The sequence below is a fragment of the Arthrobacter sp. GW822-FHT05G07 genome (assembly GCF_058799755.1).
Window position 1 is genome coordinate 1 of the sequence record NZ_JBXALT010000018.1, and the last position, 25,474, is coordinate 25,474.

At 61.6% G+C, this 25,474-nt stretch carries 26 protein-coding genes and 1 pseudogene; 10 read left to right on the forward strand and 17 right to left on the reverse strand.

The genetic code is table 11. The features are described from left to right. The 3 genes from AC1RJY_RS23225 to AC1RJY_RS23235 all read right to left on the reverse strand — a co-directional run. A partial coding sequence (locus tag AC1RJY_RS23225) for a TetR/AcrR family transcriptional regulator C-terminal domain-containing protein (RefSeq protein WP_498603659.1) occupies positions 1 to 576 on the reverse strand: 576 nt, incomplete at its 3' end. Positions 577 to 840: 264 nt separating this feature from the next. After that, positions 841 to 2,214 (reverse strand): flavin monoamine oxidase family protein, encoded by a 1,374-nt coding sequence (locus tag AC1RJY_RS23230; protein WP_253031028.1) that lies wholly within the window; start codon positions 2,212 to 2,214, stop codon positions 841 to 843. A 262-nt stretch (positions 2,215 to 2,476) separates the two neighbouring features. Then, on the reverse strand, positions 2,477 to 3,805 hold the full coding sequence (locus AC1RJY_RS23235; RefSeq protein WP_349469148.1) for a purine-cytosine permease family protein: 1,329 nt from the start codon (positions 3,803 to 3,805) through the stop codon (positions 2,477 to 2,479). Between the two features lie 689 nt (positions 3,806 to 4,494). Here AC1RJY_RS23235 and AC1RJY_RS23240 point away from each other — a divergent pair. From AC1RJY_RS23240 to AC1RJY_RS23260, 5 genes are all read left to right on the forward strand, one after another. Next, positions 4,495 to 6,621: a hydantoinase/oxoprolinase family protein gene (locus tag AC1RJY_RS23240; protein WP_253031011.1), complete on the forward strand. Its 2,127-nt coding sequence runs from the start codon at positions 4,495 to 4,497 to the stop codon at positions 6,619 to 6,621. Then, positions 6,618 to 8,390, forward strand: a complete 1,773-nt coding sequence (locus AC1RJY_RS23245; protein WP_253031012.1) for a hydantoinase B/oxoprolinase family protein — start codon at positions 6,618 to 6,620, stop codon at positions 8,388 to 8,390. The genes AC1RJY_RS23240 and AC1RJY_RS23245 overlap by 4 nt, the downstream gene beginning before the upstream one ends. Positions 8,391 to 8,480: 90 nt before the next feature. Next, complete coding sequence (locus AC1RJY_RS23250; RefSeq protein WP_349469149.1) at positions 8,481 to 10,397, forward strand: hybrid sensor histidine kinase/response regulator; 1,917 nt, start codon at positions 8,481 to 8,483, stop codon at positions 10,395 to 10,397. Further along, positions 10,394 to 11,032 (forward strand): response regulator, encoded by a 639-nt coding sequence (locus tag AC1RJY_RS23255; RefSeq protein WP_253031015.1) that lies wholly within the window; start codon positions 10,394 to 10,396, stop codon positions 11,030 to 11,032. Before AC1RJY_RS23250 ends, AC1RJY_RS23255 begins: the two co-directional genes overlap by 4 nt. Positions 11,033 to 11,047: 15 nt before the next feature. Next, positions 11,048 to 11,170 carry a hypothetical protein gene (locus AC1RJY_RS23260; RefSeq protein WP_349469151.1) on the forward strand — a complete coding sequence of 41 codons (123 nt, stop codon included), beginning with the start codon at positions 11,048 to 11,050 and terminating at the stop codon, positions 11,168 to 11,170. A gap of 285 nt (positions 11,171 to 11,455) precedes the next feature. Here the strand turns inward: AC1RJY_RS23260 and AC1RJY_RS23265 are convergent, their stop codons facing one another. From AC1RJY_RS23265 to AC1RJY_RS23295, 7 genes and pseudogenes are all read right to left on the reverse strand, one after another. Continuing rightward, entirely contained in the window at positions 11,456 to 12,061 is a 606-nt protein-coding gene (locus tag AC1RJY_RS23265; RefSeq protein WP_253031016.1) for a DNA-binding protein, read from the reverse strand. Between the two features lie 67 nt (positions 12,062 to 12,128). Next, a complete protein-coding gene (locus AC1RJY_RS23270) occupies positions 12,129 to 12,641 on the reverse strand; it encodes a single-stranded DNA-binding protein (protein ID WP_349469152.1) in 513 nt (170 codons plus the stop codon). Positions 12,642 to 12,664: 23 nt separating this feature from the next. Then, positions 12,665 to 12,952: a hypothetical protein gene (locus tag AC1RJY_RS23275; protein WP_253031018.1), complete on the reverse strand. Its 288-nt coding sequence runs from the start codon at positions 12,950 to 12,952 to the stop codon at positions 12,665 to 12,667. 3 nt (positions 12,953 to 12,955) lie between these two features. After that, a complete protein-coding gene (locus AC1RJY_RS23280; RefSeq protein ID WP_161958259.1) occupies positions 12,956 to 13,102 on the reverse strand; it encodes a hypothetical protein in 147 nt (48 codons plus the stop codon). 63 nt (positions 13,103 to 13,165) lie between these two features. Next, positions 13,166 to 13,780 (reverse strand): hypothetical protein, encoded by a 615-nt coding sequence (locus AC1RJY_RS23285; protein ID WP_253031019.1) that lies wholly within the window; start codon positions 13,778 to 13,780, stop codon positions 13,166 to 13,168. A 74-nt stretch (positions 13,781 to 13,854) separates the two neighbouring features. Continuing rightward, positions 13,855 to 14,089 (reverse strand): annotated as a pseudogene (nrdH, locus tag AC1RJY_RS23290) (glutaredoxin-like protein NrdH). A 156-nt stretch (positions 14,090 to 14,245) separates the two neighbouring features. After that, on the reverse strand, positions 14,246 to 14,854 hold the full coding sequence (locus AC1RJY_RS23295; protein ID WP_253031020.1) for a DUF6349 family protein: 609 nt from the start codon (positions 14,852 to 14,854) through the stop codon (positions 14,246 to 14,248). 409 nt (positions 14,855 to 15,263) lie between these two features. Between AC1RJY_RS23295 and AC1RJY_RS23300 the strand changes: the two genes are divergently transcribed. The 3 genes from AC1RJY_RS23300 (at position 15,264) to AC1RJY_RS23310 (ending at position 16,208) form a co-directional block, all read left to right on the forward strand. Next, positions 15,264 to 15,596, forward strand: a complete 333-nt coding sequence (locus AC1RJY_RS23300; protein ID WP_253031021.1) for a hypothetical protein — start codon at positions 15,264 to 15,266, stop codon at positions 15,594 to 15,596. Continuing rightward, positions 15,577 to 15,891 carry a hypothetical protein gene (locus tag AC1RJY_RS23305; protein WP_253031022.1) on the forward strand — a complete coding sequence of 105 codons (315 nt, stop codon included), beginning with the start codon at positions 15,577 to 15,579 and terminating at the stop codon, positions 15,889 to 15,891. The genes AC1RJY_RS23300 and AC1RJY_RS23305 overlap by 20 nt, the downstream gene beginning before the upstream one ends. Before the next feature lie 164 nt (positions 15,892 to 16,055). Then, complete coding sequence (locus AC1RJY_RS23310; RefSeq protein WP_253031023.1) at positions 16,056 to 16,208, forward strand: hypothetical protein; 153 nt, start codon at positions 16,056 to 16,058, stop codon at positions 16,206 to 16,208. 78 nt (positions 16,209 to 16,286) lie between these two features. On the opposite strand, the gene AC1RJY_RS23315 is transcribed toward AC1RJY_RS23310, so the two are convergent. Together AC1RJY_RS23315 and AC1RJY_RS23320 are read right to left on the reverse strand one after the other, a co-directional pair. Next, positions 16,287 to 16,412 carry a hypothetical protein gene (locus AC1RJY_RS23315; protein WP_263659114.1) on the reverse strand — a complete coding sequence of 42 codons (126 nt, stop codon included), beginning with the start codon at positions 16,410 to 16,412 and terminating at the stop codon, positions 16,287 to 16,289. Positions 16,413 to 16,417: 5 nt separating this feature from the next. Then, positions 16,418 to 17,212: a hypothetical protein gene (locus tag AC1RJY_RS23320; protein WP_253031024.1), complete on the reverse strand. Its 795-nt coding sequence runs from the start codon at positions 17,210 to 17,212 to the stop codon at positions 16,418 to 16,420. A gap of 283 nt (positions 17,213 to 17,495) precedes the next feature. Here AC1RJY_RS23320 and AC1RJY_RS23325 point away from each other — a divergent pair, with 283 nt between their 5' ends. Beyond that, positions 17,496 to 17,639, forward strand: coding sequence for a hypothetical protein (locus AC1RJY_RS23325; protein ID WP_419203176.1), 144 nt, complete (start codon positions 17,496 to 17,498; stop codon positions 17,637 to 17,639). 3 nt (positions 17,640 to 17,642) lie between these two features. On the opposite strand, the gene AC1RJY_RS23330 is transcribed toward AC1RJY_RS23325, so the two are convergent. The 5 genes from AC1RJY_RS23330 to AC1RJY_RS23350 all read right to left on the reverse strand — a co-directional run bounded on the left by AC1RJY_RS23330 (position 17,643) and on the right by AC1RJY_RS23350 (position 24,554). Continuing rightward, on the reverse strand, positions 17,643 to 17,864 hold the full coding sequence (locus tag AC1RJY_RS23330; protein WP_253030964.1) for a hypothetical protein: 222 nt from the start codon (positions 17,862 to 17,864) through the stop codon (positions 17,643 to 17,645). 81 nt (positions 17,865 to 17,945) lie between these two features. Next, positions 17,946 to 22,901, reverse strand: a complete 4,956-nt coding sequence (locus AC1RJY_RS23335) for a helicase-like domain-containing protein (RefSeq protein ID WP_349469153.1) — start codon at positions 22,899 to 22,901, stop codon at positions 17,946 to 17,948. Positions 22,902 to 22,996: 95 nt separating this feature from the next. After that, positions 22,997 to 23,347 (reverse strand): TnpV protein, encoded by a 351-nt coding sequence (locus AC1RJY_RS23340; RefSeq protein ID WP_349469154.1) that lies wholly within the window; start codon positions 23,345 to 23,347, stop codon positions 22,997 to 22,999. A gap of 272 nt (positions 23,348 to 23,619) precedes the next feature. Next, the gene (locus tag AC1RJY_RS23345; RefSeq protein ID WP_253030966.1) at positions 23,620 to 23,919 is read right to left on the reverse strand and encodes a hypothetical protein; all 300 of its coding nucleotides are present in this window, start codon (positions 23,917 to 23,919) and stop codon (positions 23,620 to 23,622) included. Next, positions 23,910 to 24,554 (reverse strand): AAA family ATPase, encoded by a 645-nt coding sequence (locus AC1RJY_RS23350; RefSeq protein ID WP_253030967.1) that lies wholly within the window; start codon positions 24,552 to 24,554, stop codon positions 23,910 to 23,912. Before AC1RJY_RS23350 ends, AC1RJY_RS23345 begins: the two co-directional genes overlap by 10 nt. 259 nt (positions 24,555 to 24,813) lie before the next feature. On the opposite strand from AC1RJY_RS23350, the gene AC1RJY_RS23355 reads away from it, so the two are divergent. Further along, complete coding sequence (locus AC1RJY_RS23355) at positions 24,814 to 25,026, forward strand: hypothetical protein (protein WP_253030968.1); 213 nt, start codon at positions 24,814 to 24,816, stop codon at positions 25,024 to 25,026. Positions 25,027 to 25,474: the final 448 nt, after the last annotated feature.

Sequence of the window (25,474 nt, forward strand, 5' to 3'; positions counted from 1 at the left end):
CGGTTCCAGGCCGCTGAGGAGCACCGAAATTCCGAAGTCGAAGGAATCCGGCTCCTGATTTTGAGTTAGTCCTGTTGCCATTGTGGGGGTGAGATTTTCTGTGCCCGACCTGTCCATGCGTCGTGCCCCTTCCTCAGCCAGTACCGATCCGAGGATAAACCTGTCCAAGGTAGTGATGATGAGTTGGATCTTTGTCCCATCAAAACCTGCCGCGGCGAGGTTTTCAGCCCAATATTGGCGGATCCGGCCAGCTGCTGGGTCAACGAGCGGAGACGCCGCCAACACAGCCACGAGCCTTGAATGACGTGCGCAGGCCCCGTGGTACTGCCGGGCCCCGTGTTCAATCGCACGCCAAGCCGGAAGTGGTGCAGGCAGAAGAAAGTCTTTGAAGATCCGTTCTCTCATCAGCTCGATGATGTGGCGTCGTCCAGTCACATGGTTGTAGAGCGCAGATTGCCGGACCTGTAGATTGTGGGCCACCTTTTGCATGGTGAAGTCTCCCTGCAGGGCCATGATTTCTGAGGCAGCATCAATGATGCCTTCGACGGAAAGCAGCGGCGTGACTGGGCGTCCCACTGGGTGCCCTCCTTCTACAGATGCGTTTCTCGTGTCTGCAAGCAGACTTGACACGACTGCCGACGCCGTTTCGGGGCGGCGCCAACCATGTCTAGGGGACGGCCGCTCCCGAGCCGGTTTGCGGGTGGTGGATCTGCCGCAAGCCTGGCCCGGAAGCGGACTGCCGTGGTGGCCCACGGCTATGCCGATAACATTGGTTGATGGTCCTCTCGGCCGCCTGACTCGGCTGCCGTGGCAACTACGGACATTTTTGGGTGCCCTCCATCATTGCGGGACGGACTCTTCCAAACGGGAATGCGTGATGGCCGTTGCCGCGCGCCGTCCCATCCGGATGGCCCCGTCGACGTGCTGGTAGCCAAGTCCTGCGAGATCGCTGGATGCGAACTGGATGGGACCAACTGGTTGGCGTTGGTCGGGACCGAAACGGGTCAGTCCCCCGAGGTCGAAGCTTGCCGCGTAGGCGCCTCTGGTCCATTCTTCGCTTGCCCAGTCGCTCTCGTAGTAGACCTCTGGGGCCAGGGCCTCCGGGCCGTAGTAGCCTGCAAGCGACTCGAGGATGCGCTGTTTGCGCTCGTCGGCCGAGAGCATGAGGACGCCGTCGGCGTTTTCGTCGGAGACGAACCCCACGAGGGTGCCGCGGCTGTCTTCGTAGTTGGTGTTGTCGTATGCCTCGTGTACCAGCTGGTAGGGGCTGAAGGCGGTACCGGATAGTCCGTTCTCCCGCCAGAACGGGCGGTCGTACACGGCGTGGACCTTGATGACCAGGCCCAGGGAGAGGTGCTGGTGGAGCTGGTGCTGGCGACGGGGCAGCGGCGGTTCGAACGACACCCGGCTTATGAGGTTTGGCGGGACGGCCATGATGGCGTGTTTGGCTTGAACGGTGAGGCCTTCGGCGACGGCCGTGACGCCGTTGTCGTTCCATTTCAGCGTGTGGACCGGCTTTCCGAGATGGATGTCGGAGCCCAGCCGCTCAGCGAGCAGGAGGGGAACCTGCTGCAATCCGCCGATGACGCGCTTGTCCAGAATAAAATCCGCGTCAACCAGGTGGCTGAAGCTCCCAGCGCTGGCTGCCATCAGAAGCGCCTGAAGGGCAGAGAAGGCGTGGGCTGGCTTGGTCAGCATGGCGCCCGCGATGAACATACCAATGTTGTCCCGCGCTTCTTTGTTGTCTGTTTGGCTGCGCAGCCATCCGTCAAAGGAAATCCGGTCGAGTTCCCGCGCCCGGAGGTGGTTCCATGGCTCATCTGCGTCGATCTCGGCCGTGAGGGCGTCGAGCCGCTCGATGAGCACTTCCATGACCGAAGCCGTGTCCGGATCCACGGGAAACATCGGTCCTGCAAACCGCGTGAGATCTCCTTGTTCGCTCCGGTAGATGCTTTCGCCGGCCTGGTACCGTGAAAATGTCTCCAGACCGAGTTCGGCGATTGTCTCCATCAGGGCGTCCTGGTCGGGGGAAACCCATTGCCCGCCTATTTCCAGCACCGCCCCGTCGATGACACCGGTCCAGATCCTGCCGCCCACACGGTCTCGGGCTTCGAGAACGGCGACACTCAGTCCCGCGTTCCTCAATTCGTGAGCGGCGGTCAGGCCGGCAGCTCCCGCCCCGATAATGACGACGTCCTTTTCAATGTGTTCCATGTGATACCTCAAATCTGTAGGTCCAGCGCTGTGCGGAATGACTCCGTTGTAGATGCCTGGCAATATGTCCGCTGGGGTCCGGCGGGGCAGGGCAGAGAGCCTCGCGCCGCGGCCTCTGGTCCGCCGATATGAATGGCGCAAGGGGGCAGTTCCACCGGATTGTTGGTCTAACTGCGTTCGGTGCGCGGACGGAGAGGATGATTCGGCCGGTGAACCGGGTCTATTGGAACCCGGCACACCGGCGGCTTGTTGTGCTCTGGGGCTAACCGACGATGGCCGGGTCCAATTCTTCTTCGGCTGTGTCAAGGGACTCGGAAGAATCGATCGATGGCGGGGGGGAGAGCTTGTGGGCACCGTAGTAGAGGGCGCCGGCCAGGACCATGGTGATGAAGGGCGTAAGTTGCGAGACAACAGGAAAAGCCGTCTGCTCCGTAAGGATGATTCCAACGGTTGACGCCAGCAGCCAGGCGAGGGCGCCAAGGCTTACGGGTTTCAGACTGGCCGGGCGGATGTCCGGGACACGGTCCGTCTTCTTCCAGTTCAGGCCGATGTAGACCAGTGCGATGGCAACCCATGCCGTGACGAAGACTCCCTGCCAGGCCAGCGCTTTCAGCAGGTAGCTCAGGACGTCGGTGAGCATGAGCAGGAAGGTCAGGGCTCCGGTGACAATCACCCACACGTAGCGGGGCAGATTCAGGCGGAAGGCCCGGCTGGCGAAAGCGGAGAGATTCTCCGATGCCACGAAGTAGTTGGCAGTGTTGATGCGCGTCTGGGATACGAGGATGACCAGCAACCCGGCAAATCCCAGGGAGGAAATGAATGCCTGGACGACTCCGGTTTCGGATGCTTCAAGCCCCCATGCGCTCATGATGTAGATGCCGATGAGTCCGTTCAGGGCGAACGCGAAGGCGTAGAAGACCCAGCCAAAGGCGACGGTTCCGAGGAACTTTTCGTCTTTTTCCCGGCCGAGGCGTGCGTAGTCAAAGGTGTACATCATGAGGACGTAGACACCCATGTAGATCAGGTAGGAGGTCAGCCAGCCTGGCAGCGTGGACGCGGCAGCAGCGTGCCCGATCCAATCGCTCGGTACGCCTTTGAGGAGCGTTGCGGCTACGACGACAGCGATGAGGCCGGCGACATAGAACGGCAGCAGAAAGCCGTTGAGGCGGTCGAGCCAGTTCTGCACGCTGCCCACGGCCAGGGGGATCGCATAGATGACAACAATGCCATACCAGAGGACCATGCTGCCGCCGAAGAATTCGTGGAACGCGACGGCGATGATCGATCCTTCGAATACTGCGTAGTAGATGGCCGTGGCCGCGAGAATGAGGGAGGCGAGGGCGGAGCCGACCAGACCAAAAAGGGTCCGGGAGAACAGGCTCACGGTCAGTCCGGTCCGTGCCGCGTAGCGGGATAGGACGAGATTGATGGCGCCGTAGGTTGCGATGCTCAGCACCATGCCGATCACCGTGTTGAGGACACCGACTGCTCCTGCTGAAGCGACTGCGATGTAGAGCCAGAACATTGCGGAGAACAGTGCCCACCACGCCATTGTGACGGACCACTTGCCGACGCGCTTCGAAGCGGGCAAGACGTAATTTGAGTACGACAAAGTTTCACCTCTTAGGTGTGATCAAACTGACGGAACCGGCGGCGGAGACCGCCGGTTTTTTGCCTTGTTGACCCCTAGGCCAGCTGCAGACGGCCGAGGGTTCGGCCCGTGCCCTGGGCGTTTCGCTCAGGGTTACCGCAGCAACGGGGTCATTTGTCCGGGAGCATTTCGCGCCGACAGATCCATGTCTGCGCTAATGGGCGTTCCGCCAAGGCATACCGCCACCGGTTGTTGCCTCCAGCGCGACGGCAGCGGATTTTGGCCGCCGGGAGTCTGGATTGGCCGAGTAGGTACCACTGGAGATCACGAACAGGGACGGAACTCCTGGGGTTTCGAGGGATTTGATCGCGCCATGTTTGGGCTAACCTGGCCCGCCGCTGATGGAGGACCGTCCCTCGGAATCAGTGAAACACGGTCCGGTCGCATTGAGCGGAGTCGGCCGAAAAGATCATCCTTTCGGCCACGAAGAGATCATTCTTTTGGGTTTCCGAACGGCTGATGTGTCCCTCCTCACGCGGGGAAACAATTGAACATGCACCCGTTTGGACGACGTTCGCCGGGAACAGCCGGTCTGGCCCTTCCACGCCAGGCGTCGTCTACACATTCCCCAGGGATCAACGAAGCGACCGCGGGAGCGGGAGCCGCAAGAACAAAGAACAGAGGACATTGTGGCCTACAGAATTTCAGTTGACACCGGTGGTACGTTCACGGACGTTGTTATCACCGACCATGACGGAACCATCCACATCGGAAAGGCGCTGACGACGTACCTGCGTGCCTTCGATGGAATTGCCCAGGCCATCGAGCAGGTGGCGACCGAGCTTGGTGTCAGCACCTCAGCCCTTCTCGCGGACGCGTCGCACTTTGCCTATGGGACGACCCGGTCCACGAATGCCATCGTCGAACACAAGACTGCGCGTACTGCTTTTCTGACAACGGCAGGATTCCCGGACACCCTGTTGTTGCGCGAGGGCGGGAAGCTCGGTGGAGCGTTCTCCCAGCGCGAATTCAGCGCCCCCTACGTTCCCCGCTATCTGACTTTCGAGATCGATGAGCGTATCGACAGCAGCGGCGAAGTGTTCAGCCCCCTGGACGAGGCAAGCGTTTTGCGTGCCATCGACCAGTGTCGGATCCACAGTGTCGACGCGGTCGGGGTGAGCCTGCTGTGGTCCACCGTCAACGGTGAGAACGAGCTGCGTGTCGGGGAACTTCTGGACGAACACCTGCCGGGTATCCCCTACACCCTGAGCCACCAGCTGAACCCGGTACTGCGCGAGTACCGTCGCTCGTCTTCCACTGTGATCGACGCCTCGTTGAAGCCCCTGATGCAGAGCTTCCTCGGGGAACTCTCCGATGACCTCCGTGCCCACGGCTTTGCCGGGAAACTCCTGATATCCACAAGCTTTGGCGGTTCGTGGCCTGTCGACAAGATGATCGAGCGGCCGATCTACAGCGTCGGTTCCGGACCCTCGATGGCTCCGCTTACCGCCCTTCAGGCCGGCATCAATACGCTCAAGGACGCGGAACCGAACCTGTTGGTCTGCGACACCGGCGGAACCACCTTCGACGCCGGTCTGATCAGCAACGGCAACATCCACTACAGCGCGGACACCTGGCTAGGCCAGAAATGGACCGGTCACATCACTGGAACGAAGTCCGTCGACGTCCGCTCCATCGGCGCCGGCGGCGGTTCGATCATCAGCGTCGACGGCGGCGGACTCGTCCGCGTCGGTCCCGAGAGCGCCGGCGCTGACCCAGGGCCGGCGTGCTACGGCCGCGGAGGTACGCTCCCGACCATCACGGACGCAGCTTTGGTGCTGGGGTACTTTGACCCGCACGGTTTCATTGGAGGCAAGCTGCGGCTTGACGTTCCGGCGGCCCGCGAGGCACTGCGACCCGTGGCCGAGCGGCTCGGCGTCTCCATCGAGCAGGCTGCACGGGGCGCGCTGATCCTCGCAAGCCAGAACATCGTCTCCGCGGTCCGGGAAATGACGGTCTCGCAGGGCATCGACCCCCGGGAACTGTCCATCGTCGCAGGCGGCGGCGCGAGCGGAGTCAACATCATCCAGATCGCCCGCGAACTCGGCGTCCAGCAGGTCGTCCTGCCCATGACCGCCGGCGCGCTCTCGGCAGCAGGTGCGCTGAACGCGGACATCATCTCGGACTTCACCGTGAGTTCCTTCGCTTCGTCGCGGGACTTTGACATCGAATCCGTGAACCGTGCACTCGCGGCCGTTGAAGCGCAGGCCGATGCATTCATCGAAGACATCGCTTCCCTCGAACCGGTTACAGTGCGTAAATCGCTTAGCGTCGATGCCCGTTACCCGGGCCAGGTGTGGGAACTTGAAACACCCCTTCCCGGACTCCGGATCGAGAGCCATAACGACGTCCAGGCTTTGAATCAGGAGTTCCACCGGCAGCACCTGCGCGTCTTCGCCGTAAACGACCCCGCCGAGCAGATCGAATGCCTTGTCTGGAAGATGCGGGTCACCGCAGTGCTGGACAAACCATCCGTACCGGTCAAGAAGGGCGACGGCCGCCCTGCCGAACCGGTTCGGCACCGAACCGTGCTTTTCGCCGCCGCCGATGTGCCGGAGACGCCCGTGTACCAAGGCGAATCACTTGAAGCGGGCACAACGGTGTTCGGTCCCGCCATCATCTTCCTGGCCACCACGACGCTCGTCGTAGACCCGGGTGCCACCGTATTCGTCGCGACGAGCGGCGATTTCATCATCGATGCAGGAACCAACGACCAGGCCGCAGAGCTTGTCGCCGCCGAGGAGGCACACGCATGAAAACCGACCCCATTCTGATGGCCGTCATCTCCAACCGGTTCGACAGCATCGTGCGGGAAATGGAGAACACTCTGCTTCGCACAGGCCGCAGCGGGGTGCTGAACATGGCGCGGGACTTCTCTTGCGCCATCACAACCGGCGAGAACGAACTGCTCTCATCCGCAGAAGGCCTCCCGTGCCACATCTTCGGTGCGCACCTGATGACGGGCGCCATGACCGAGCTGCACGCTGATCTGGCGGACGGTGACGCGTTCCTGCACAACGACCCGTATCGCGGAAACTCTCACGCGGCCGACCACACGATCCTTGTGCCCGTGTTCTTCGAGGGCGAGCACATGTTCACGACCCTCGCCAAGGCCCATCAGGCCGACGCCGGCAACTCGGAGCCTTCAACCTACATGCCGTTCGCCAAGGACGTCTACCAGGAAGGGGCGATCGTCTTCCCGTGTGTCAGGGTCCAGAAGGACCGCCAGGATGTTGCCGACATTATCCGGATGTGCCGTTCGCGCATCCGTATCCCCGACCAGTGGTACGGCGACTACCTCGCCATGGTCGGGGCGGCGAGAGTCGCCGAAGCCAGGCTCAAGGAACTGTGCGAACGTTACGGGAAGGACATCGTCAAGCAGTTCATCAAAGACTGGATGGACTACTCGGAAGAGAAGATGGCGCAGGCCATTGCCAAGCTGCCCGCAGGGACGACCCTTGGCATAGGGAAGCACGATCCGATCGAAGGCATTCTTCCGGACGGCGTCGAGATCCGTGTAAAGATCACGGTCGACCCTGCCGGAGGGCGCGTCAAGCTGGACCTGACGGACAATATCGACTGTGTCCCGGCAGGCATCAACGAGTCTGAGGCCTGCACCGTAAGCAACGTGATGACAGGCGTGTTCAACTCGCTGGAATCCGGGATTCCTGCCAACTCCGGGTCCTTCCGCCGCATTGAGCTGCTGCTGCGCGACAACTGCATCGTCGGTCGCCCCCAGTTCCCGCACTCGACGTCGGTGGCGACCACCAACATCGGTGACCGCCTTACCGTCACCACGCAGAAAGCAATCGCCGACGCGTGGGACGGATTTGGGGCAGCAGAGGGAGCAACCGGCCTTGGCCCGGGTTTCTCCGTGGTCTCCGGCACCGACCGTCGACAGAACGACGCGGCTTTCGTCAACCAGGTCTTTCTGGGATCCCAGGGCGGACCGGCAAACCCCGACTTTGATGGTTGGGTCACCTATGGCCTCGCAGTCGCTGCCGGACTCATGTTCCGCGACAGCGTGGAGCTGTCGGAACTGAAGTATCCCTTCCGTGTGGGTGAACTGCGTATCCGCCAAGACTCCGAAGGCGCCGGGCGCAGGCGCGGGGCCCCCGGTGCCACGGTGCATTTCGGCCCGAAATGGGACCCCATGGAGGTCGCCTACGTAACTGACTGTGTCTCGTTCCCTCCGCGCGGTACACAAGGTGGCCTCCCAGCTGCTCGGAACATCCCGTTCAAACTGGACCGCGATGGCAAGGAAACCGAGATCCGGCCTCTGGGTACCATTACACTCCAGCCCGGCGAGGAAATCGGACAGCACTCCACCGGCGGTGGCGGCTACGGTCCGGCTTTCGAGCGCGAAACTGAACGCGTCAGGCAGGACGTTTTGTCCGGATTCGTCTCCTTCGAGCGGGCCCGGGAAGTGTACGGCGTGGCCTTCACCAATGAGCAGGCGACAGCTGAACTGCAGATCGATGCCGCTGAAACGTCCCGCCTGCGCGCACGCCACGCGTCGGCCTAACCAGGAAGCATAGGTGTCACGGGTGTCTGAACTGAACACCACAGGGTCAGGCACCCGTGGCATGCCCGTTAGCTGTGAAAGAATGTGGCCGTGAGCTCAAAAGAAGCCTCTGATCGGCTGAAAAGGGCCGCCTTCGATGCGGTGCCGCTCGCAACTGCCATCTTCCGCAAGGAGCGCGCCGACAGGCTGGTGTTTCTCGACGGGAACAGCGAGTTTGATGTACTGCTCCAGGAAAGTTCTAAAACGGACCAAGGCGCCGCGATCAGGCCAGGGGCAGCCCTTAGCAAACTGGTGGCCGCCTCTCTCTCCACGACGTCCGAGCCTCACACCGTTTCCGTCCAGCTAGGTGAACATCAGGGAGCCTTCCGGTTGAGGGGCAGGCCCTTCAGCGTGCCAGATGACCCGGCTGAATACGTGGTTGTCCAGCTCAGGGCGCTCACAGAGCAGGAGTCCACAGAGCATGATCTGCATTCGACGATCCGGCAGCTCAAGGACCTTCTGGACAACTCGACGGCCCTGATGTACACCAAGGACCTCAGCGGGCGGTACGTCATCGTCAACGACTATTTCGCCAGGCGCTTTGGCACGAGCGCGGAATCAATCATCGGCCTCACCGATCACGATCTCTTCGCCGGACCGATCGCCGATGTCTACCGCGATAACGACAACATGGTGATCAGAACCTGCGATTCCATTGAAGTCGAAGAACCGCTCGCGATAATAGGCGACCGGACCGACCCTGACGAGGACAGCCGCTGGCTCTCCATCAAGTTCCCCCTAATCGACGATGCGGGCCGCCCCTACGCGCTCGGTGCGATCTCCACCGACATCACCGACCGCAAACGCGCCGAGAGAGCGGCCCGCGACGCCATGCACGAGGCAGAACGCGCCAACCGATCGAAGAGTGAGTTCCTGTCCAGGATGAGCCACGAATTGCGCACACCGCTGAATGCCATCCTCGGCTTCGCCCAGCTGCTTCAGGACCTCCCGCTCAGCCCCAGGGCAGCCGAAAGCGCCGGCCACATCCTTGATGCCGGCAACCATCTGCTCTCCCTCGTCAACGACGTGCTTGACATCACCTGGATTGAAGCAGGAGCCCCCGGCATTGCCACGACCCCCGTGCGAGCCATCGAATCCATCCACCAGGCCCTCGAGCTCATGCGCCCGCTCGCGGCGGCCCAGGATATTGAAATCGCGAGCGACCTGCACGGTGCCCTGCACCGCTACATTCTGGCCGACACCCAACGGCTCCGGCAGGTTTTCCTGAACCTGCTCGGAAACGCCGTTAAGTTCAACAGGGCGCAGGGTGCGGTCCGCGTCTGGTGCGAACTCGCAGAGGGATCCCTTCGCTTCCTCATCACGGACACAGGCCCCGGCATGTCCGAAGACGACGTTCAACGGCTGTTCACGCCCTTCGTCCGGCTGGCCCAGGCCGCTGAGGTCGAAGGGTCGGGTCTGGGGCTGGCGCTTTCCAGGAAGCTGGTCGAGGAAATGGGCGGTGTCCTGGGCATCGAACACACGGCCCCGGGAGAAGGATCGACCTTCTTCGTTGAGATGCCGCTCGGGCCCGAACCGGAGGAAGAAGTCCCAGTACCGGAATCCGGGATCGGAACGGTCGTCATCCCCGGCGGGGCAGAGGCGACCATCCTGCATATCGAGGACACCTACGCCAATATCCGCTTGGTCGAGAACATCATTGCCGGGATGGGCGACCTCAACCTCGTCTCCGCGACCAGCGGCAGATCCGGAATCGCCCTCGCCCGCGAGATTTCCCCCCAGCTCATCCTGTTGGATGTGAACCTGGCTGACATGTCAGGCATTGAGGTCGTGAAGCAGCTGCAGCAGGACGAACGCACACGACGAATCCCCGTCATTGTCCTCTCGGCCGATGCAACGCCTGCCCGCATCGCAGAGCTGCGCGGCATCGGAATCCTGGACTACCTCACCAAGCCCTTTGAAATCCACCACTTCGCACGAACCATCCGCAGCGCTTTGGCGCTGCCATGAAGATCCTCACCGTCTTCATCGCCGACGACCACCCCGTGTACCGGGAAGGGCTGGCCCGAAACTGGGAGGCAGTACCGCAGATCAATGTCGTGGGATCCGCAGGAGACGGCAGAAGCGCACTGGCGGCCATCCGGAAGTTGAATCCCGACGTGGCAGTCATGGACCTGAAACTGCCCGAACTCGACGGCATGCAGGTCCTGGAACTGCTGTTCGCCGAAGGCTCGCCGACCCACATACTCGTGCTGACCGCCTACATGGACAGCACGACCGTCTACCGGGCCTTCGCCCACGGCGCACGAGGATTCCTCGAGAAAGCCGCATCCTTTGACGAGATCACCGACGCCGTCCTTCAGGTCGGCGCGGGCGGAACCGTCATCGCCGCCTTCGCCCAGGACCTTCTCGCCCGGGAACTCCGCACCCGCAAGGACACCCCGGAGAAGCCGGTTCTTTCCTCCCGGGAAGTCGAGATTCTCCGACTCGCAGCTGACGGGCACTCGGGCCAAAAAATCGCCAGCGAACTCCACATCTCCCTGGCGACCGTCAAGACCCACCTCCAGCACATCTACGACAAACTCGATGTCTCCGACCGTGCCTCCGCCGTCGCGCAAGCCATCCGCCGCGGCTTCCTGCGCTAACAATCACCGACCGCCATGCGCACGAAGCATCGTGAACTGCAAGTGGGCGTACTTGCATCCCACTTCAATGGACCTGGAACGGCGTCCACCGAGTTGGACCTGTGGACGTCCGTCGTAGCCAGTGCAGTCGACTTCTGACATTTCGTGCAGTTGTCTTCTGAAAATGACATTGTTGCCGCTGGGCTCAGGTTAGCAAGCGTGCACGAAACTCAATACAGGGCCGCGTTGTTCATTTTCCGGTTTCGTGCACGGTTGCGTGCAAAGGGCGCTGTCCGGGTTCCGCGAATTAGCGCGGAGTCGGGAAGCTTGCGTCGTCCGGCTTGACCCGTGCACGCAAACGACCGATTCCGTGCAAAGGCTGCCGGATCGAGCCATCCCTGAAACTAAGTCGGGCCCTTGGCTTGGATGTAGCATTTGTTCTTCTTAGACATCAGAGGGCTTCGCCTCCGGGGCGACCCGTTGCAACAAGGCGTTGTGCACCTTCTCCAGTGTGCTGCTACGTGCCTCGGCACTGGCGAGCTTCTTCTCCGCCTCCGCTGCCGCGCCGGCAGCAGCGCGTTCTGCTGCACGGGTGTCTTCCAGCTCAGTGCCCAGGGCGGCCAGCCGTTGCTCCAAAGCCTCCGCCGTGGACTGCAGAGCGGTGATGCGGGCCTGATGTTCGGCGGCCGCGGATTCCTTCTCCGCGGCTGCCTTGTCCAGGTCCGCCACCAGCTCGGCGATTTCCAGGTCTTTGTCCTTGCGTTCCTGCGCCCAGGCCGTCTCGACGGCGGCGTGCCGCTCGGAAGCCAGCGTAGAGGCGTCAGCCCAGCAGGCCGCGGCGAGCCGCGTGGCCTGTTCGAGCAGGGCCGGCGGCGTCGCTGCCACCTGTCCCCCGGCGGCGAGCTTCTCCTCTGACCATTCCTTCAGGTAGCGGGTAGCGTCCGCGTTGCTGACGCCGGCGGTAGCCCGGACCGTGGAGACGGTCGGGCGGCGCTCAGCGCTGATCTGCTCGGCGGCGGCAAAGACGCGGTCTTTCACACTCGTCGTCATGGCGGTTTCTCCCAAAAAAGTAGTAGGAGTAGTAACGATACTACTCCTACTACTACTTTTCAATGCTTTAGAATGGCGGCTCGGAGTCCGGGCCGCCGGCGCCGCTGGTCTGTGGTGTGGCCCAGGGGTCTTCCTGCGGCGCCGCTTGGCCTGTCGGCCCAGTGTTGCCCTGGTTGCCGAACCCACCAGCTCCTTGTCCCCCCTGGGCGGTGCTGCGCTGGGTGCGGTTGATTTTCGCATTTGCATACCGGAGGGAAGGGCCGATTTCGTCCACTTCCAGTTCGATCACGGTGCGCTTTTCGCCTTCCTTGGTCTCGTAGGAGCGGGACTTCAATCGTCCGGAGACGATGACCCGCATGCCCTTAGTCAGGGACTCGGCCACGTTCTCTGCCGCTTCGCGCCAGACGGACGCCCGGAGAAACAGGGTCTCGCTGTCTTTCCATTCGTTGCTTTGCCGGTCAAAGGTCCGGGGCGTGGAGGCGATGGTGAAGTTTGCCACCGCGGATCCCGAGGGGGTGAAGCGCAGCTCTGGGTCGGAAGTGAGGTTGCCAATCACGGTAATAGTGGTTTCGCCTGACATTGGTGTTGCCCTTTTCTCTCGGTTTAGAACAGTGCGTTCAGTGGTTTGATATCGGGGATGTCGCCATACTTTGGCCAGCCAGTGCCTTTCTCGCACGCCAGGAACCGCTGGGTGAGGTCGCCGCTGATCGGTTTGCCCTCTTCGGCGTATTCGGGCTGGGAATAGAAGTCGATGATCTCTGCGACGGTACCGCGTCCGTGTGCGGACCAGCCGGAGAAGTTGCTTCGATGTGGTTCGGTGGGGTCCCGCCGTCCCTGTGGTGGTTCGAGGTAGCCGGTGATCTTGCTTGGAAAGCTGCTGTTTCGTGCCATGGCCTATACCTCTGCCGTGGCGATTTGGCGGACTTCGCGGAATGAGTGGGTGTTCTGTTCCAGCCAGCGGTGAAGCTCGTCTTCCGTGGTGGTTGCCTTGATCTTTGTCTTGCCCTGGTGTGAGTCGTAGATGGCGAACCAGATGGTCATGGTGTCCTCCAAAGCTTGGTGGCCCGGCACCCGGGGCGTGTTCCTCCGGGTGCCGGGTGGTCTTTAGTCGGTGGTGGGGATTCCAGCGGCGAGAAGGTCTTCCCAAAGGGCGGAACCTTCGATGTCGGTCCAGTCCGAACCGGCGCGGACGTCCGGGGCGCTCCCCCGGTGTTCCCAGATTTCCAGTCTGCTCATGGAGCCCTTGTCGTCGAGGATCAACCTGGTTGCCGGCTCGTCGTTCTCCGGGGATCGGTAGAGGGCTGCGACATGATGGCCGTCAATGTCGTGCACTTCGGGCAGCTGGTCCGAGCAGACAAGGAAAGGATTGGCTTTCAGCAGCGTTTCGGCGTGCTGGTCCCCGTAGATTCCTGAGTCGATGGCGCGCCGATCAAATACCAGCGGTTCAATATCGGTCACTTCGTGTTCTCGCCCGGATGTCTTGGCGGTGATTGTGGGGAGCATCCCCGAACCGTGCATCACGTCGATGTACTGGTGGAGCCGGGCTGTGGTGATGACGGGGGTTTCGTGGTGTGCCCGTACCCAGGATTCCAAGCCTTCGCGACTGATGGTGACGTTGGCGCGTCGTTCGGAGGATTCCCGGACGGTGATGGTCACGTGCAGCATGTCTGCGGAGTTGGTTTCGACGCGGGGGCCGGCTGTCAGGGTGTGCTTCTTCATGGTGTTCTCCTTGCGTAGGAAGGGGGGTCCGGCAGGTGCTGTGTCCGCAGCGTCTGCACGTTGGTGGGGAGCGGCTAAGCGGTCAGCTGAGCCAGTTCCTCGATCTTGTCTGGTCGGAATCCGGACCAGTGGTCTTGGTCGGTGACGACCACGGGAGCTTGCAGGTAGCCCAGTGTCTTGATGCGGTCCAGCGCTTCGGCGTCGGTCGAGATATCTACCGTCTGGTGGGCAATGGCTTTCTTTCCCAGTGCCCCGCTCGGTTGCGTCGCACTGCACGCATCCTGGCTTGGTGTACACGGTGACCGTCATAGGGATCAGCTCCATCTTTTCGTCGGTTCTGGTTTCGCTCGTCTGCCTTCTTGATACTATTATGATATCACTTTGATATCACTATGAATAGTGGCAGCGGCTGTTTTTCCCGTGAATACTAGGAAGGGCGGGATTCCGGTCCCGCCCTTCCTTTGGCTATTCGCCGGCTTCCATGACTCCTACGTCGTACCCGCCCCATGGGCTGCGTCCGGGGACGTAGCGGCCACTCATAGCCGTCCGTGCCGTCCTGACCGGCGCTCCGGGATACTGCCATTCCTTGGGGTAGTCCTCAGGAACGTTGAATTTGTATCCCCCGTTGGGCTTCATGGCTGACGTGACCAGTGGCAGGTACTGCCATCCTGGCCAGCAGTGGTTGAGCATGTCCTCCACGGCTTGGTTCTCGTTCTCGTGGATTCCTCCCCACCAGTCGCAGTCGTGGCAGTGGACGCGGTACAGGAGGTCTCCCATGCACTGGCAGTCCGGGTTGCGCCAGTGCTCGTTGCAGCGCAGGTCCGCTCCGTAGGTGAAGGTGCGGTGGGCGGATCCGGCAGTGACGTTCCTGCCCGTCTGGTTTTCATTCCACTGGCGGCTCCAGTTGGATACCCCCATCCGCCCCTCGCTTTTGGCCCGGTACTCATAGGCGGCGTCCAGCTCGTCCGGGTGGTAGTGGCCAACGGTGAAGTGCAGCGGGGCCGTGGGCAGGGTTTGCAGTTCAAGTAGGGTGAGAAGGTCAAGCTGGCCGGTCAGCACATCTGTTGCTGTCATGGTCCAATCTCCTTATTGCGTAGGGATGAGAGTCGCTTGGCGAGGGTGGGTTCTGTGTCCGCAGGACCCACCCGCTTTATATCTTGTTGATACTATAATGATATCGTTTTGATAGTACGCACTCAAGGTAAATCCCCGTAATTACGCGGATTCTTCGCCCTCCCTCATATCTCCACCGCGCCCCAAGGTTCCGATGCGTGCGGGCCGCTGCTCCCCGCCCGACCATTGCGTCGTCCCTGCTGAAAAGAACCTGACCCCACCCGGTGGTGCGTCGGCGGCGACAGGCTTGGACCATGGGGAACTCTGCCGATCCTGGAAGATTGTCAGACCCCCACTGCACACTAAAAGGAGGCCGTCCGGCCTATTTTTTCGGTGTGTCATTCGAACACATATTCGATAAGGTGTGTTAGTGAACCGGGAGCAAGCGACCCAGCTGCAGGCGCAGTACGCTCGCCGTGCCGGCCCGATTGGGCTGACGGTGGAGGAGCTTGATTTCGAGCATTTCCCGTCCAAGAACGGGTATCCGGGAATACCAGTGAAGGCGTGGATCAGATTTCCGAACTGCGCGGAGTTGGTGGACGGAGAAGTGTTCGCCTGGACAGCCAAGGCCGCCGAAGTGACCTGGAAGGACGGCCCGGTGACGTACCGGACGTGGGTGTGGAGTTCGGCGGTCACCCGCCGGGAAGAGTTGATGAACAGGAATTTGGGAGAGCGGACCAACCGTGACAGCAGCAGTAAGTGAAACGATCCTCGACGCTCCCGTGGACGTCCGGTTTACGGCGGCAGGCATTCCCCTGGCGGTCCGTTACGACGGGCGGGTATGGGCTGTGGCGGCAGAGCCGCTGCACTGGTTTACGAGGGATTCCTGGTGGCTGACCCAGCGGACTGTCCCGGTAGGCGTCGGGAACGTCGTGGACATTGAGCATTGGCGGGTACAGGTCCGCCTAGGCACGTCGTCAGAGGCGCTGCGGACCTTCGAGCTGCGGCGGGACCCGTTGGCGGAGCAGTGGCTGTTGGAATCCATCACGGAAAACTAGCGGAGGTTTCGGGGATCATTCATGCCAACCCGTTCCGGGCCCGGCACTTTCTCCTGAGTAGGGTTGGGGGCATGAATGATCCGGCCCCGCTTCCTGGCCGCCATGACCGAGTGCGGCACGGTAGTGGGCGGCTGTCATGGCGAGCCCTATGGATCCTTGCCGTTGTGTTCACCGTTGCGACAACGGGATCTCTGGTGCTGGTTGCCCTCGATCTCGTCATCGGCCGACCGGCTGCCGGCGATATCTTCATCGCTTTCCTGAATAGTCTGGTGGCCTTGGTGTTGTGGCGCCGGATTTCTGAACAAGCGCGGGCATGACTGCGTAGAATCGATATTGCGGACGTGAGGGCGCGCTTAGCGTCAACTGAAACGATCCCCCACGTCCTGATTAGGTGATTAGTTTGCGATACCGCGGACGAGGTCCCAGATAACCGGGATCAGGGCCGAGACCACCACGCTTGCTGTGTTTACCCACAGGTGGACGGTCTCGGCTTTCCAGGTTTCGGACTGAACTTCACTCACTAATATCACCCCCTCTCTCTCGTGAAAATGCCAGAGAACAACTCGTTCAGGTCAATCTGTCCCTTCGAGGGCTTATCGAACGGCCCTTTTAGGCTGTAGTGACGCTCTGTGAACGTGATCTGCTCTGTTCCGTAGTCTTCCCTGGTCCTGTTTTCGAACGTGATCAGTTCGTGGTTCTGCAGGTCTTTGATGCCGTCGGTAAGGACATCTGGAGAAAATCCGTACCACTTCTTGACGAGACGACCGGGCAAATAGAAGCCAGGACGTAAGGACCGCGCCACGAGAAGGACGGCTTTGCCCGGCACGGTAAGTTCTCGGTACCAGTTATCCGTCCAGTACTCCAAGGGCAGTGTGAAATATTTTCCCGCCGGCGCCGTGTAGGGTTCTTCCTTACCGTTCTCATGGAGGGTCGTGATTTTGGCTTGTTTGGACTCTCGTTCGCGGAGAATGAGCTTCCGTTCGGCTAGTTTGGCCCAGCACCGGGACACAGCGTCCTTCCCGTAGGGGCCGTCCCCGAGCCCCATGGCACGTGACCAAACAGCGGCATCACGTTTGGTGTCCCACGGGGTGGCTGATGCGGCTAGCCGGTGGAGCAGATACAAGTCCAATGAACGACCGTTACTTGAGTTGATGAGGGCTCCGAGCGCACCTGGTGTTTTCCCTTCCAGGAGTTGAACGAAGTCGGTCCGGATTGGAACGTTCTTCTTCCGTTTGGAGTCGTCCAGCAGGGTTTGTATCGATTTGTCCTGCAATAGGGTTCGCGTTGCCTTGTCTTGAAGCTGTCTGGGTTGCTTTGTCATTCCTTGATCTAAGCACTAGAAGTCGCGGCGAACGGTTGCGCTTCTATGGGTGAGATGCGGTCTTGGCGGGTGCTATATAACGACCGTTAACAAATTCCAAATAGGATTACCGATGCAAACACCTGTTAACAATGCCAAAAGGCCAGTCGTCGCTTAAGCCGCCAACTCCCGCCGTGGGGGAAGATCACCCATGCGACTTGAAATATTTTGCCGGGTATCGCCCGCCGCCAACGTAGGCCCGCCTGGCGGCCCTGTAGGGGCCTACCGCCGCTAGGCTGGATCAGTGGAACTAACAGGCACTATTGAGGCCCCCGACGGCAGCCGAGAGCGCATATCGGCAATTGGTGAGGACTACCCCGCAGCGCACGCGGCGCTCTTGCAGCTAATTCCTGATGAACACCGGCTCATCGTTATCCGTACGCAGTGACTCTTAGCCCGGGGGCATGAGGCCGGCCAATACTCCGAGTCGATCCATACCAATTTCAATCAGGTGGATTGCCCCGCCAAACAGAAGCACCTCCATCCAGTTGGCGCTGCGGTTCTCAGGCTGACGCTGGTTCTGTTCATTTAGGTCCATACCAATAGACATGCGTCGATATCTCAGCACGTGGGTGGGAAGGCTCGATCTAGCACCATCAGGATGGTGGATCATGTTGGTTTCCTCGCTAGAGACACATAAGGAAGCCCTGCACAGCTCGTTGCTGTACAGAGCTTCCGTGTTGCCGGGATCGGGCTAGCGCCCGTATTCGGTGTGCCGCTGCTGCCGCTGCTCTGGCGGCCGCTGCTGGGCCGTCGTAGTGGCAGAGGGGGACGTGCCTGGTCGTTGCGGGAAGGATGCATTCATTAGCCGTTGCATCTTTTCCATTCGGGGGTCTATTTCGGCTGGGAGTTCGGGCTTTTCCGGTTCTTCTGGCTTTGCCGCGTCGGCCATGAGCTGGTCGATGCGTGCGGACTCCCCCCGGGCGGCTTTGAGTGCGTCGACGTACTTGAAGGGTTCCGCCAGTGCCTTTTCTGCCTGTTCGACCCGGGAGAGAGCTTCCTGTCGGCGTCCGTCGACGTCGGCTATCAGTCGGGGCAGGGAGGAAACCCTGTTCTCAAGCTGTCTGATGGTGCCGATATCGGCTGACAGCAGGCTCCTGCGGGCGATCTGGGTGGTTGCCCTGGGCACTCCTTCGATGCGCACTTCGACCGTGGCGTGGTCAAGGTCGCGTGCTGGCACGAGTTTGGCGCGGAGTTCGTGGCCACCAAGGTTTGCGATGGTTCCGAGCTCGTCGTAGCCGTAGAGATTCATGAGCCGGTGGCCGTGCCGTCCGGCCCATGCGCGGAGCACTTCTGCGGCGTCACCGCGGTTGTCTAGGGTTTTGCCGTCGATGCGGACGTTGAAGGCATCCGCAGTGGTGTCTACCGTCCGGCCGGCGGCCGCCTGGATCAGTGGCAAGTCATGGGATGCTGCCTCGGCCGCAGACTGCTCACCGCGCTTGGTGTGGGCAACGGCAACCATGTTGCGGTTGTAGGCCCGGTCCAGACGGCTCAGCCGGGCAAGTTCCTGGTCTGCGACGGCTTTTTCCAGCACCAGCGGGTTACCGCTGGTGATGGCTTTTGCCTGGGCGAAGTTCAGGGTGTTGTCCCCGATGTCCTCGATTTCCCGGACGTCCAGGCGGCCGCGCATGATCTGGTTGATAAACCGGGACTTGCGTTCAAGTCCCTGCCACATGAAGGAGTCGAAGGATTCCTTCGTCACCACTTGGGAGATGCGGACCTCGGGGTTCAGATTTCCCTGGCGCATGATGCGGCCGTGGCGTTGCTCGACGTCGGAGGGCCGCCACGGGGCGTCCATGTCCACCAGGTGCACGGCACGTTTTTGAATGTTCGTCCCAACACCCATTTTCGAGGTCGATCCCACCAGCACGGCGATCTGGCCGGAACGGGCGGCGGCAAAGAGCCGTCCCTTCTCGGTGTCGTTCTTGGCTTCGTGGATGAACCGGACCATGTGTTCAGGTACGCCTCGGCGGCGGAGCTGGTCTTTGAGTTCGCCGTACACGTTCCACCGCTCAGATGGTGTGCCGAAGTCACAGAAGACCAGCTGCAGGGCACCGGGAACCGGGTCCGGCTCGCCGGTTTTCGGGTCGGTGTAGATGCGGTCCTTGTGTTCTTCGTACACGCTGGCCAGCAGGTCAGCGGTCGCACTGATCTTCGTGGGACCCTGCTGGGAGAGCGTGGGGTCAACGAGTCTCATGTCCAGGGCGGCCTTGCGGCCGTCTGAGGAGACTTTGAGCATGTTGTCTTCCTCGGAGTCCACCAGCCGTTGCTGGATACGGTCCACGCGGTTCCCGATGTCCTGGATGTATTCGCGCAGCTCGGGGCTGGGCTCCACGGCCAGCATGTTCGGCTGGCGCAACCCGTCGCCGGCGCGCGGGGCAAGGGCCGGGACAGGCAGTTTCAGGTCTTCGGCGGTTTTGACGTCCGCAAAAGTGTGGAACATTTTCAGCAGCTCGGGGACGTTCTGGAATTTAGCGAACCGGCTCTTGAGCTTGAACCGGTCACCGCCGGCTACGGAGAGTTCCATTTCTTCGACCACTTGGCCAAACGTGGCGGCCCAGGTGTTGAAGTCCTGGATCCCGGTGGCCCGGAGCAGGTCCGGGCGCAGGTAGCGCTGCATGACGTACATTTCTGTGACCGAGTTGGCGATGGGTGTTGCCGTGGCTCCGGTGATCACGCGGCGTCCTTCGCGTTGGCGCAGGAACTCTGTCTTCATGTGGAGGTCGGATGCACGGTTGGAGCCTTGGATTCCGGCGCCGGGGATGTTGCTCGGGGTCCGGAGGTTCTTGTAGTCGTGCAGCTCGTCCACGACGAGGTAGTCAATGCCGGTCTCTTCAAAGCTGATCCCGGGGTCTGCGGGGGTGTCGAGTTTGGCTTTGAGGGTTTCTTCCTGGGACAGGACGGCCTTTTCCAGGCGTTTGACGATACTGGCGTTGGCGCGGCCATTGTCCTGGCCGTTCTCTTTCGCGGCTTCCAGCTCGGCCCGCATCTGGATGACTTCAGCATTGACGTAGGCAGCTTCGGCTTCGGGGCTGAGGCTGACGCGCTGGAAAGCGGTGCGGGTCATGACCACGGCGTCCCACTCGTTGGCGGCCGCGCGGGCGACGAACTGGCGGCGGTTGTCCCCGGCGAGGTCGCCCGATGATGCGGCAAGAATGCGGGCCTGGGGGTAAATCTGGAGCCATTCGCGGGCGAACTGTTCCAGCATGTGGTTCGGGATCACGACGGCTGGCTTGTTGACCATGCCCAGGCGCCGCAGCTCCATGACGCCCATGACCATCTCGGCGGTCTTGCCTGCACCGACCTGGTGGAACAGGCCCACGGCAGGCTCGGAGAGCATCCGGGCCACGGCCGCGCGCTGGTGCGGGCGTGGTGAGAAGTCCTTGGCCATGCCGGGGAGGGTCAGCCGCTCCCCCTCGGTGCTGTAGTCGCGCAGCACGATGGAGTTGAAGCGGCGGTTGTATTCGTCGATGAGCCGGGTGGCCCGTTCCGGTTCTTCCCAGACCCACTCGCTGAAACGCTCCTGCAGCAGCTGGGCTTTCTCCTGGGCTGCTGCGGTTTCGGTGGGATTCAGGATGCGGCGCTTGTCCTCGCCTTCATCAGTGACGCGGACGGGCCGCTGTTCCAGGACCTGCTTGAGGACGTCAGACGCGGGCATCCGCTGGGTGCCCCAGTTGCTGGTGGCCGCAAGGGTATGGCGGTTGGCTTTGACGTCCCACATGGACCCGGCTGCGTTGGAGACGGTGGCGTAGGGGTCGTTCAGGATTTCCCGGACGAACTCCTGGTGGGTGCCGGCGTCGATCCAGACCGCGCCGAGACGGGCTTCCACTTCGTCCATGCGCAGCGGTTCCGGTATGGCTTCGGTGAGGGCCTGGACGTTGGCGGAGTACCTGTCGTCCGAGAGCGCGGACGCTTGGGCGACTTCCAGCTTTTCCCGCACGTTTCCGGACAGATACTCGGCCCGGGTCTGGTAAGTCTCCTCGGTGCCGGGGACCTCGTAGATGCTCTCCCTCATGGCGGCCCGTGTTTCGTCCCGGCTGATGCCCAGTAGGGATGCGGCGTAGTCCAGGTCAACCTCTCCCACGGTATCGAGGGTGACGGTGAGGGCTTCTTCGGCGGTGTCCACACCAAGGACCGGGCGGCGGGGCTGGACCTGACGGGTGGAGAGCAGGGCAGCCGGGGAGGCTGTCAGTGTGGCTTCATCGAAGTTTTCCAAGGCCATGACCAGAGGCCCGAACGGGTCACGGGAGACGATGGAAACTGCCCGTGGTGTGATGCGGGCCTGGACGGGCGCCTGCGTCTCTTCATCCACGCGGCCGGTGTCCCGGAGCGTGAAGCGGTTGATCGGCCCGTAGGTGTCCGCGTACTGACTGTAGGCAGTCTTGAGTTGATCGCGCAGGGAATCAATCTCGGCGGTTTCGTCGCGGCTTTCGGCTTCTGCGGTGAGCAGCGTCCGTCCGGCGTCGCGCAGCCCCAGCAGGGCGCGGAGTTCAACGGCCTGGGTTTTGGGTACTGCGAGGTCGGAGTGGGAGCCGTTCTGGACAACGGTGAAACCGTCGTCCTTGGCGCTGATGTGGCCGTCCCATTCGTGGGTGGCGGCCGGGACGTAGGCGGCGCGCTGGCGTTCCTGCTCGACGGTCCGCTCTGTCATGACCAGTCCTGCGGACCGAGCTTCGTTAACGACATCAGCCAGGGCACCGTTCAGGCGGGCCGGGACGGCTGAGAGGTCATCGGTGGTCAGCTGCAGGGTCTCGGCCCCGTACATGCCATGGCTGACGTGAAGCTCGCCCAACAGGCGGTTGGGGTACTCGTCAAAGTAGGAGTTCAGGCGGGTAATAGTCCCGTCGATCCGGCGGGCGGTGACGGTCTCCCAAAGAGTGGAGGCCGGTTCCTGGCCAGGTTCCCTGCGGCGGAAGATCAACAGGTCCGTCATGGCGTCCGTGCCGGCTGCCTTCCGGTGGGAACCGGTGGGCAACCTCACGGCGCCCACGAGGTCGGCCAGCTGGTTCATTTCCCTGCGGGCTGCCGGGTTCGTGCCGTCCAGCGTGAAGCTGGACGTCAGCACGGCCACCAGCCCGCCGGGGCGGGTCATTTCCAGGGATTTGAGGATGAAATGGTTGTGGATCGAGTGGCCGCCGGCGTTGTGGCGGGGATCGTGAAGCTTGACGTTAGCGAAGGGCACGTTGCCGATGGCAAGGTCGAAGTGACCGGTCGGCAGCTTGGTATCAGCAAAAGACTCGGCCCGGACGGTGGCCTCCGGGTAAATGGCCTGGGAGATGGCCGCCGTGGTCGGATCCAGCTCCACACCGGTCATCTCGGCGGTGTCCGGGGCAAAGCCCATGAACGTTCCAACCCCGGATCCCGGTTCCAGAACAGTGCCCCCGGTGAAGCCCAGTTCCTGCACGGTGGACCACATGGCCTGGACGTAGGCGGCATCGGTGTAGTGGGCGTTGATCGTGGTCCGGCGCGCGGCGTCGTACTCGGCCTCGGTCAGGAGGCTGCGCAGATGCTCGCGGTCCCCGGTGTATTCCTCCCGGGATTCATCGAATATCTGGAAGACACCCTGCGCTCCCCAACTTCCCCACCGCGCCAGTGACGCCCTTTCGGTCTCCGTGGCGGATCGGTCCTCGTTCTGCAGCGTCTGCAGCACCTCGAGGGCTTCAAGGTTCGCCCGAATACGGCCGCGGGCACCGGACGGGGCCAGTTCTTCCTGGGACGACGGGCGGTATCTGCCCGTCCCGGTTTCTAGTAGAGCTGCTGGCGCAGCTTGTCCGCTTCCGCCATCGAGTCCAGGTACTCCTGGATACTCGGGTTCACGTACTCTTCCTCCTCGTCCTCCGTCTCCGGTGGCGAGAGCAGGTCGTAGCGGACGATCTCCTCGGCCTGGTTCCGCGCTGCGTTCAGCCGGCCTACCTTCTCCAGGTAACCCTCCCCCTTCGGGTCCGGTCCCGCGATCTTGATCAGCAGCCCGTCCACTTGTTCTTGGGCTTCCTCCCCCAGCTTGGTGAAGAAGTCCTCCGGGTCCTGGATCTGGCTGTAGCGTGTGGGACTGGCTGTCTTCCAGGCTTCCTGAGCCTGCCTGCCGTACTTGTTCATTGCGATCCTCCTCGGGTGCCGCCCATAGAGCTTCAAAGCTCAACTGGCCATCGATTTGTTTCTTACGCCCCGCCATGGACATCTCCCCCTGGTGCCTCGTGTGGTCCGGGGGTTCACGCTAGCGGGGATTCACTGATATCACCTGTCACAGGGGGACCACTCCCCCGCGTCGGCAGCTTCCGTCATCTCGACCGGTGTCCACACTGAAACCATTGAGATACCGCATAGATACTGGGCTGATACTTTTTAGATACTGCTGTGATACTGCTTTGCTACTGGTTGCGGGTAGCCCGGCGGCGTTCCAGTTCCGGCCAGATGATGGATTCGAGCAGCTTCTGTTGGCTGCGTCTGTCAGCGTCTGCCGATTCCTTGAGCAGCTGCTTCTGGTAGTCGTTGAACCGGAAGAGGATGCCCTGCGGGCCGACAGGGGCGTTGGGGTCCAGGGGAGCCTCGTCGACCTGGGGGGCGTAGCCGCCTTTGCCGAATTCTTCGGCCCTCCTGGCTACGGCGTCCTCGTCCCCAGCTACCGCCGTGGATGCCACTGCGGGGGCTTCGCGTTTCTTTATAGCCATTCCTCAATCTCCTTCACTAGTACCTGCACTTCGGCCTTGGCCGATCCGTTCGAAATCTCGATGACGCCCTTGCCAGCCGGGATGCTGTCCCGATAGGCCTTCCTGATCTTCAGAGCCGCGTCGATACGCGGGATCTGCGGGTAGTCCCGCAGGAAGTCCTTGGCCTCGTCCTCCTCGGTTGCAGAGGAATAGGTGGGCACCTGGGTGAGCAGCGCGGCGACTTTGAGCTTCGGGTTCATGTCTTTGGCGGTCTCGATGAGTTCGACCATGCCGGGAATGGTGTCGAGGTCGAACTGTGAGGGCCTCACCGGGATGAGCATCAGGTCCGCGACGGTCATCGCTGTCCGCATTTCCTGGCTGTCGTGCCCAGGGGCGTCCACGATCACATAGTCGTACCGGGCGCCTAGGTCTTTGAGAGCTTCCCGGACGTTGCCGGTTTTCTGGATGGCATGGACGCGGGGGAGTGAGTCGTCCTGGGCGCGGTCAGCAGCCCACGTGGACGCGGACTGAACGCTCTTGTCGCAGTCAACGATCAGGACGTCACGTCCTCTACGGGCAAGCTCGGCCGCGACGTTGATGGTCGTCGTGGTTTTGCCTGTCCCGCCCTTCTGACTGGCTATAAGGAGTACTGGCATGGTCGTCCTCTCATCTGCAGCAATGATACTGCGGCGATATCAGCTTGAAACTATAGTAGCGGGGCGATATCTAAACAGTATAAGGCTGAAACTGATTTGATACTAATATCATAGAGGTATCACCGTGATACCAAGTACTCGGCGCCCCCGCCGCTGCCCCTTGGGCGCCTGGGCCCACGGGACGTTGACCAAATTCAGGGTCCTTGTTGTGGCCTGGCTGCTACCGTGAAGGCCATTCAACAATGGGGGAGAGGCAACCGTGGAAGCTCTAAATGCGTCGCTGTACAGGGTTGTGCTGATTGTCAGCTTGATGCTTGCTGGGGTCTTCTTTGAGGAATACAGGTGGCCGGTCTGGATCCTCGCTGCCTGTGTTGGCATTTCTACGCTGCTCTGGTCTGTGTTCGTGTATTTCGGGACAGCTGCCGAGCGCAGGCGGACCGAGGCACACCTCGCCCGCTATCCCGAAGCCTGAGGCCCTTAAGTCCCCTCACCAACCCTTAGACCAGAGCCGTTGCGTTGTCCCCGTTGTGGGCCGGTGGAGACCGGAGGATGAATCTCAAAGCGGTCCACACTGGGGGCAGGGTAAGCGACTAGCATTAGGCGATCACCATCAGACCTCCACCAACTAGGAGACACACCTTGGCTGTTTGTTCAGTTCTTCGATGCGAGCAAGAGACCGCCGGAAGGTTTACAACCAACGAGAAGGTGTTCATGGAGACGGCCGTGTGCGGCGATCACCTCCAGAAGCTCAAGTCCGGGGAACCTTGGAAGTACCAGAGCACGAGCCACGAGTTACTGATGGACTCTGACATGCCGCCTGTGATTGTAAATTTCAGCCTCGACGAAGGTGTTGGACCGGGCGTGACCTTGAGTCTTGCTACGGACGGAAACGAGAAGCCACACACGTTCTGGATCAGCCG

What these genes read in the sequence shown, in the direction of transcription:
- AC1RJY_RS23260 (WP_349469151.1), top strand. Translation starts at nt 11,048, where the DNA reads ATGCGCACGAAGCATCGTGAACTGCAAGTGGGCGTACTTGCATCCCAC.
- AC1RJY_RS23245 (WP_253031012.1), top strand. Translation starts at nt 6,618, where the DNA reads ATGAAAACCGACCCCATTCTGATGGCCGTCATCTCCAACCGGTTCGAC.
- AC1RJY_RS23320 (WP_253031024.1), bottom strand. Translation starts at nt 17,212, where the DNA reads ATGACAAAGCAACCCAGACAGCTTCAAGACAAGGCAACGCGAACCCTA.
- AC1RJY_RS23330 (WP_253030964.1), bottom strand. Translation starts at nt 17,864, where the DNA reads ATGATCCACCATCCTGATGGTGCTAGATCGAGCCTTCCCACCCACGTG.
- AC1RJY_RS23285 (WP_253031019.1), bottom strand. Translation starts at nt 13,780, where the DNA reads ATGAAGAAGCACACCCTGACAGCCGGCCCCCGCGTCGAAACCAACTCC.
- AC1RJY_RS23270 (WP_349469152.1), bottom strand. Translation starts at nt 12,641, where the DNA reads ATGTCAGGCGAAACCACTATTACCGTGATTGGCAACCTCACTTCCGAC.
- AC1RJY_RS23280 (WP_161958259.1), bottom strand. Translation starts at nt 13,102, where the DNA reads ATGACCATCTGGTTCGCCATCTACGACTCACACCAGGGCAAGACAAAG.
- AC1RJY_RS23295 (WP_253031020.1), bottom strand. Translation starts at nt 14,854, where the DNA reads ATGACAGCAACAGATGTGCTGACCGGCCAGCTTGACCTTCTCACCCTA.
- AC1RJY_RS23230 (WP_253031028.1), bottom strand. Translation starts at nt 2,214, where the DNA reads ATGGAACACATTGAAAAGGACGTCGTCATTATCGGGGCGGGAGCTGCC.
- AC1RJY_RS23340 (WP_349469154.1), bottom strand. Translation starts at nt 23,347, where the DNA reads ATGAACAAGTACGGCAGGCAGGCTCAGGAAGCCTGGAAGACAGCCAGT.
- AC1RJY_RS23255 (WP_253031015.1), top strand. Translation starts at nt 10,394, where the DNA reads ATGAAGATCCTCACCGTCTTCATCGCCGACGACCACCCCGTGTACCGG.
- AC1RJY_RS23345 (WP_253030966.1), bottom strand. Translation starts at nt 23,919, where the DNA reads ATGGCTATAAAGAAACGCGAAGCCCCCGCAGTGGCATCCACGGCGGTA.
- AC1RJY_RS23265 (WP_253031016.1), bottom strand. Translation starts at nt 12,061, where the DNA reads ATGACGACGAGTGTGAAAGACCGCGTCTTTGCCGCCGCCGAGCAGATC.
- AC1RJY_RS23275 (WP_253031018.1), bottom strand. Translation starts at nt 12,952, where the DNA reads ATGGCACGAAACAGCAGCTTTCCAAGCAAGATCACCGGCTACCTCGAA.
- AC1RJY_RS23350 (WP_253030967.1), bottom strand. Translation starts at nt 24,554, where the DNA reads ATGCCAGTACTCCTTATAGCCAGTCAGAAGGGCGGGACAGGCAAAACC.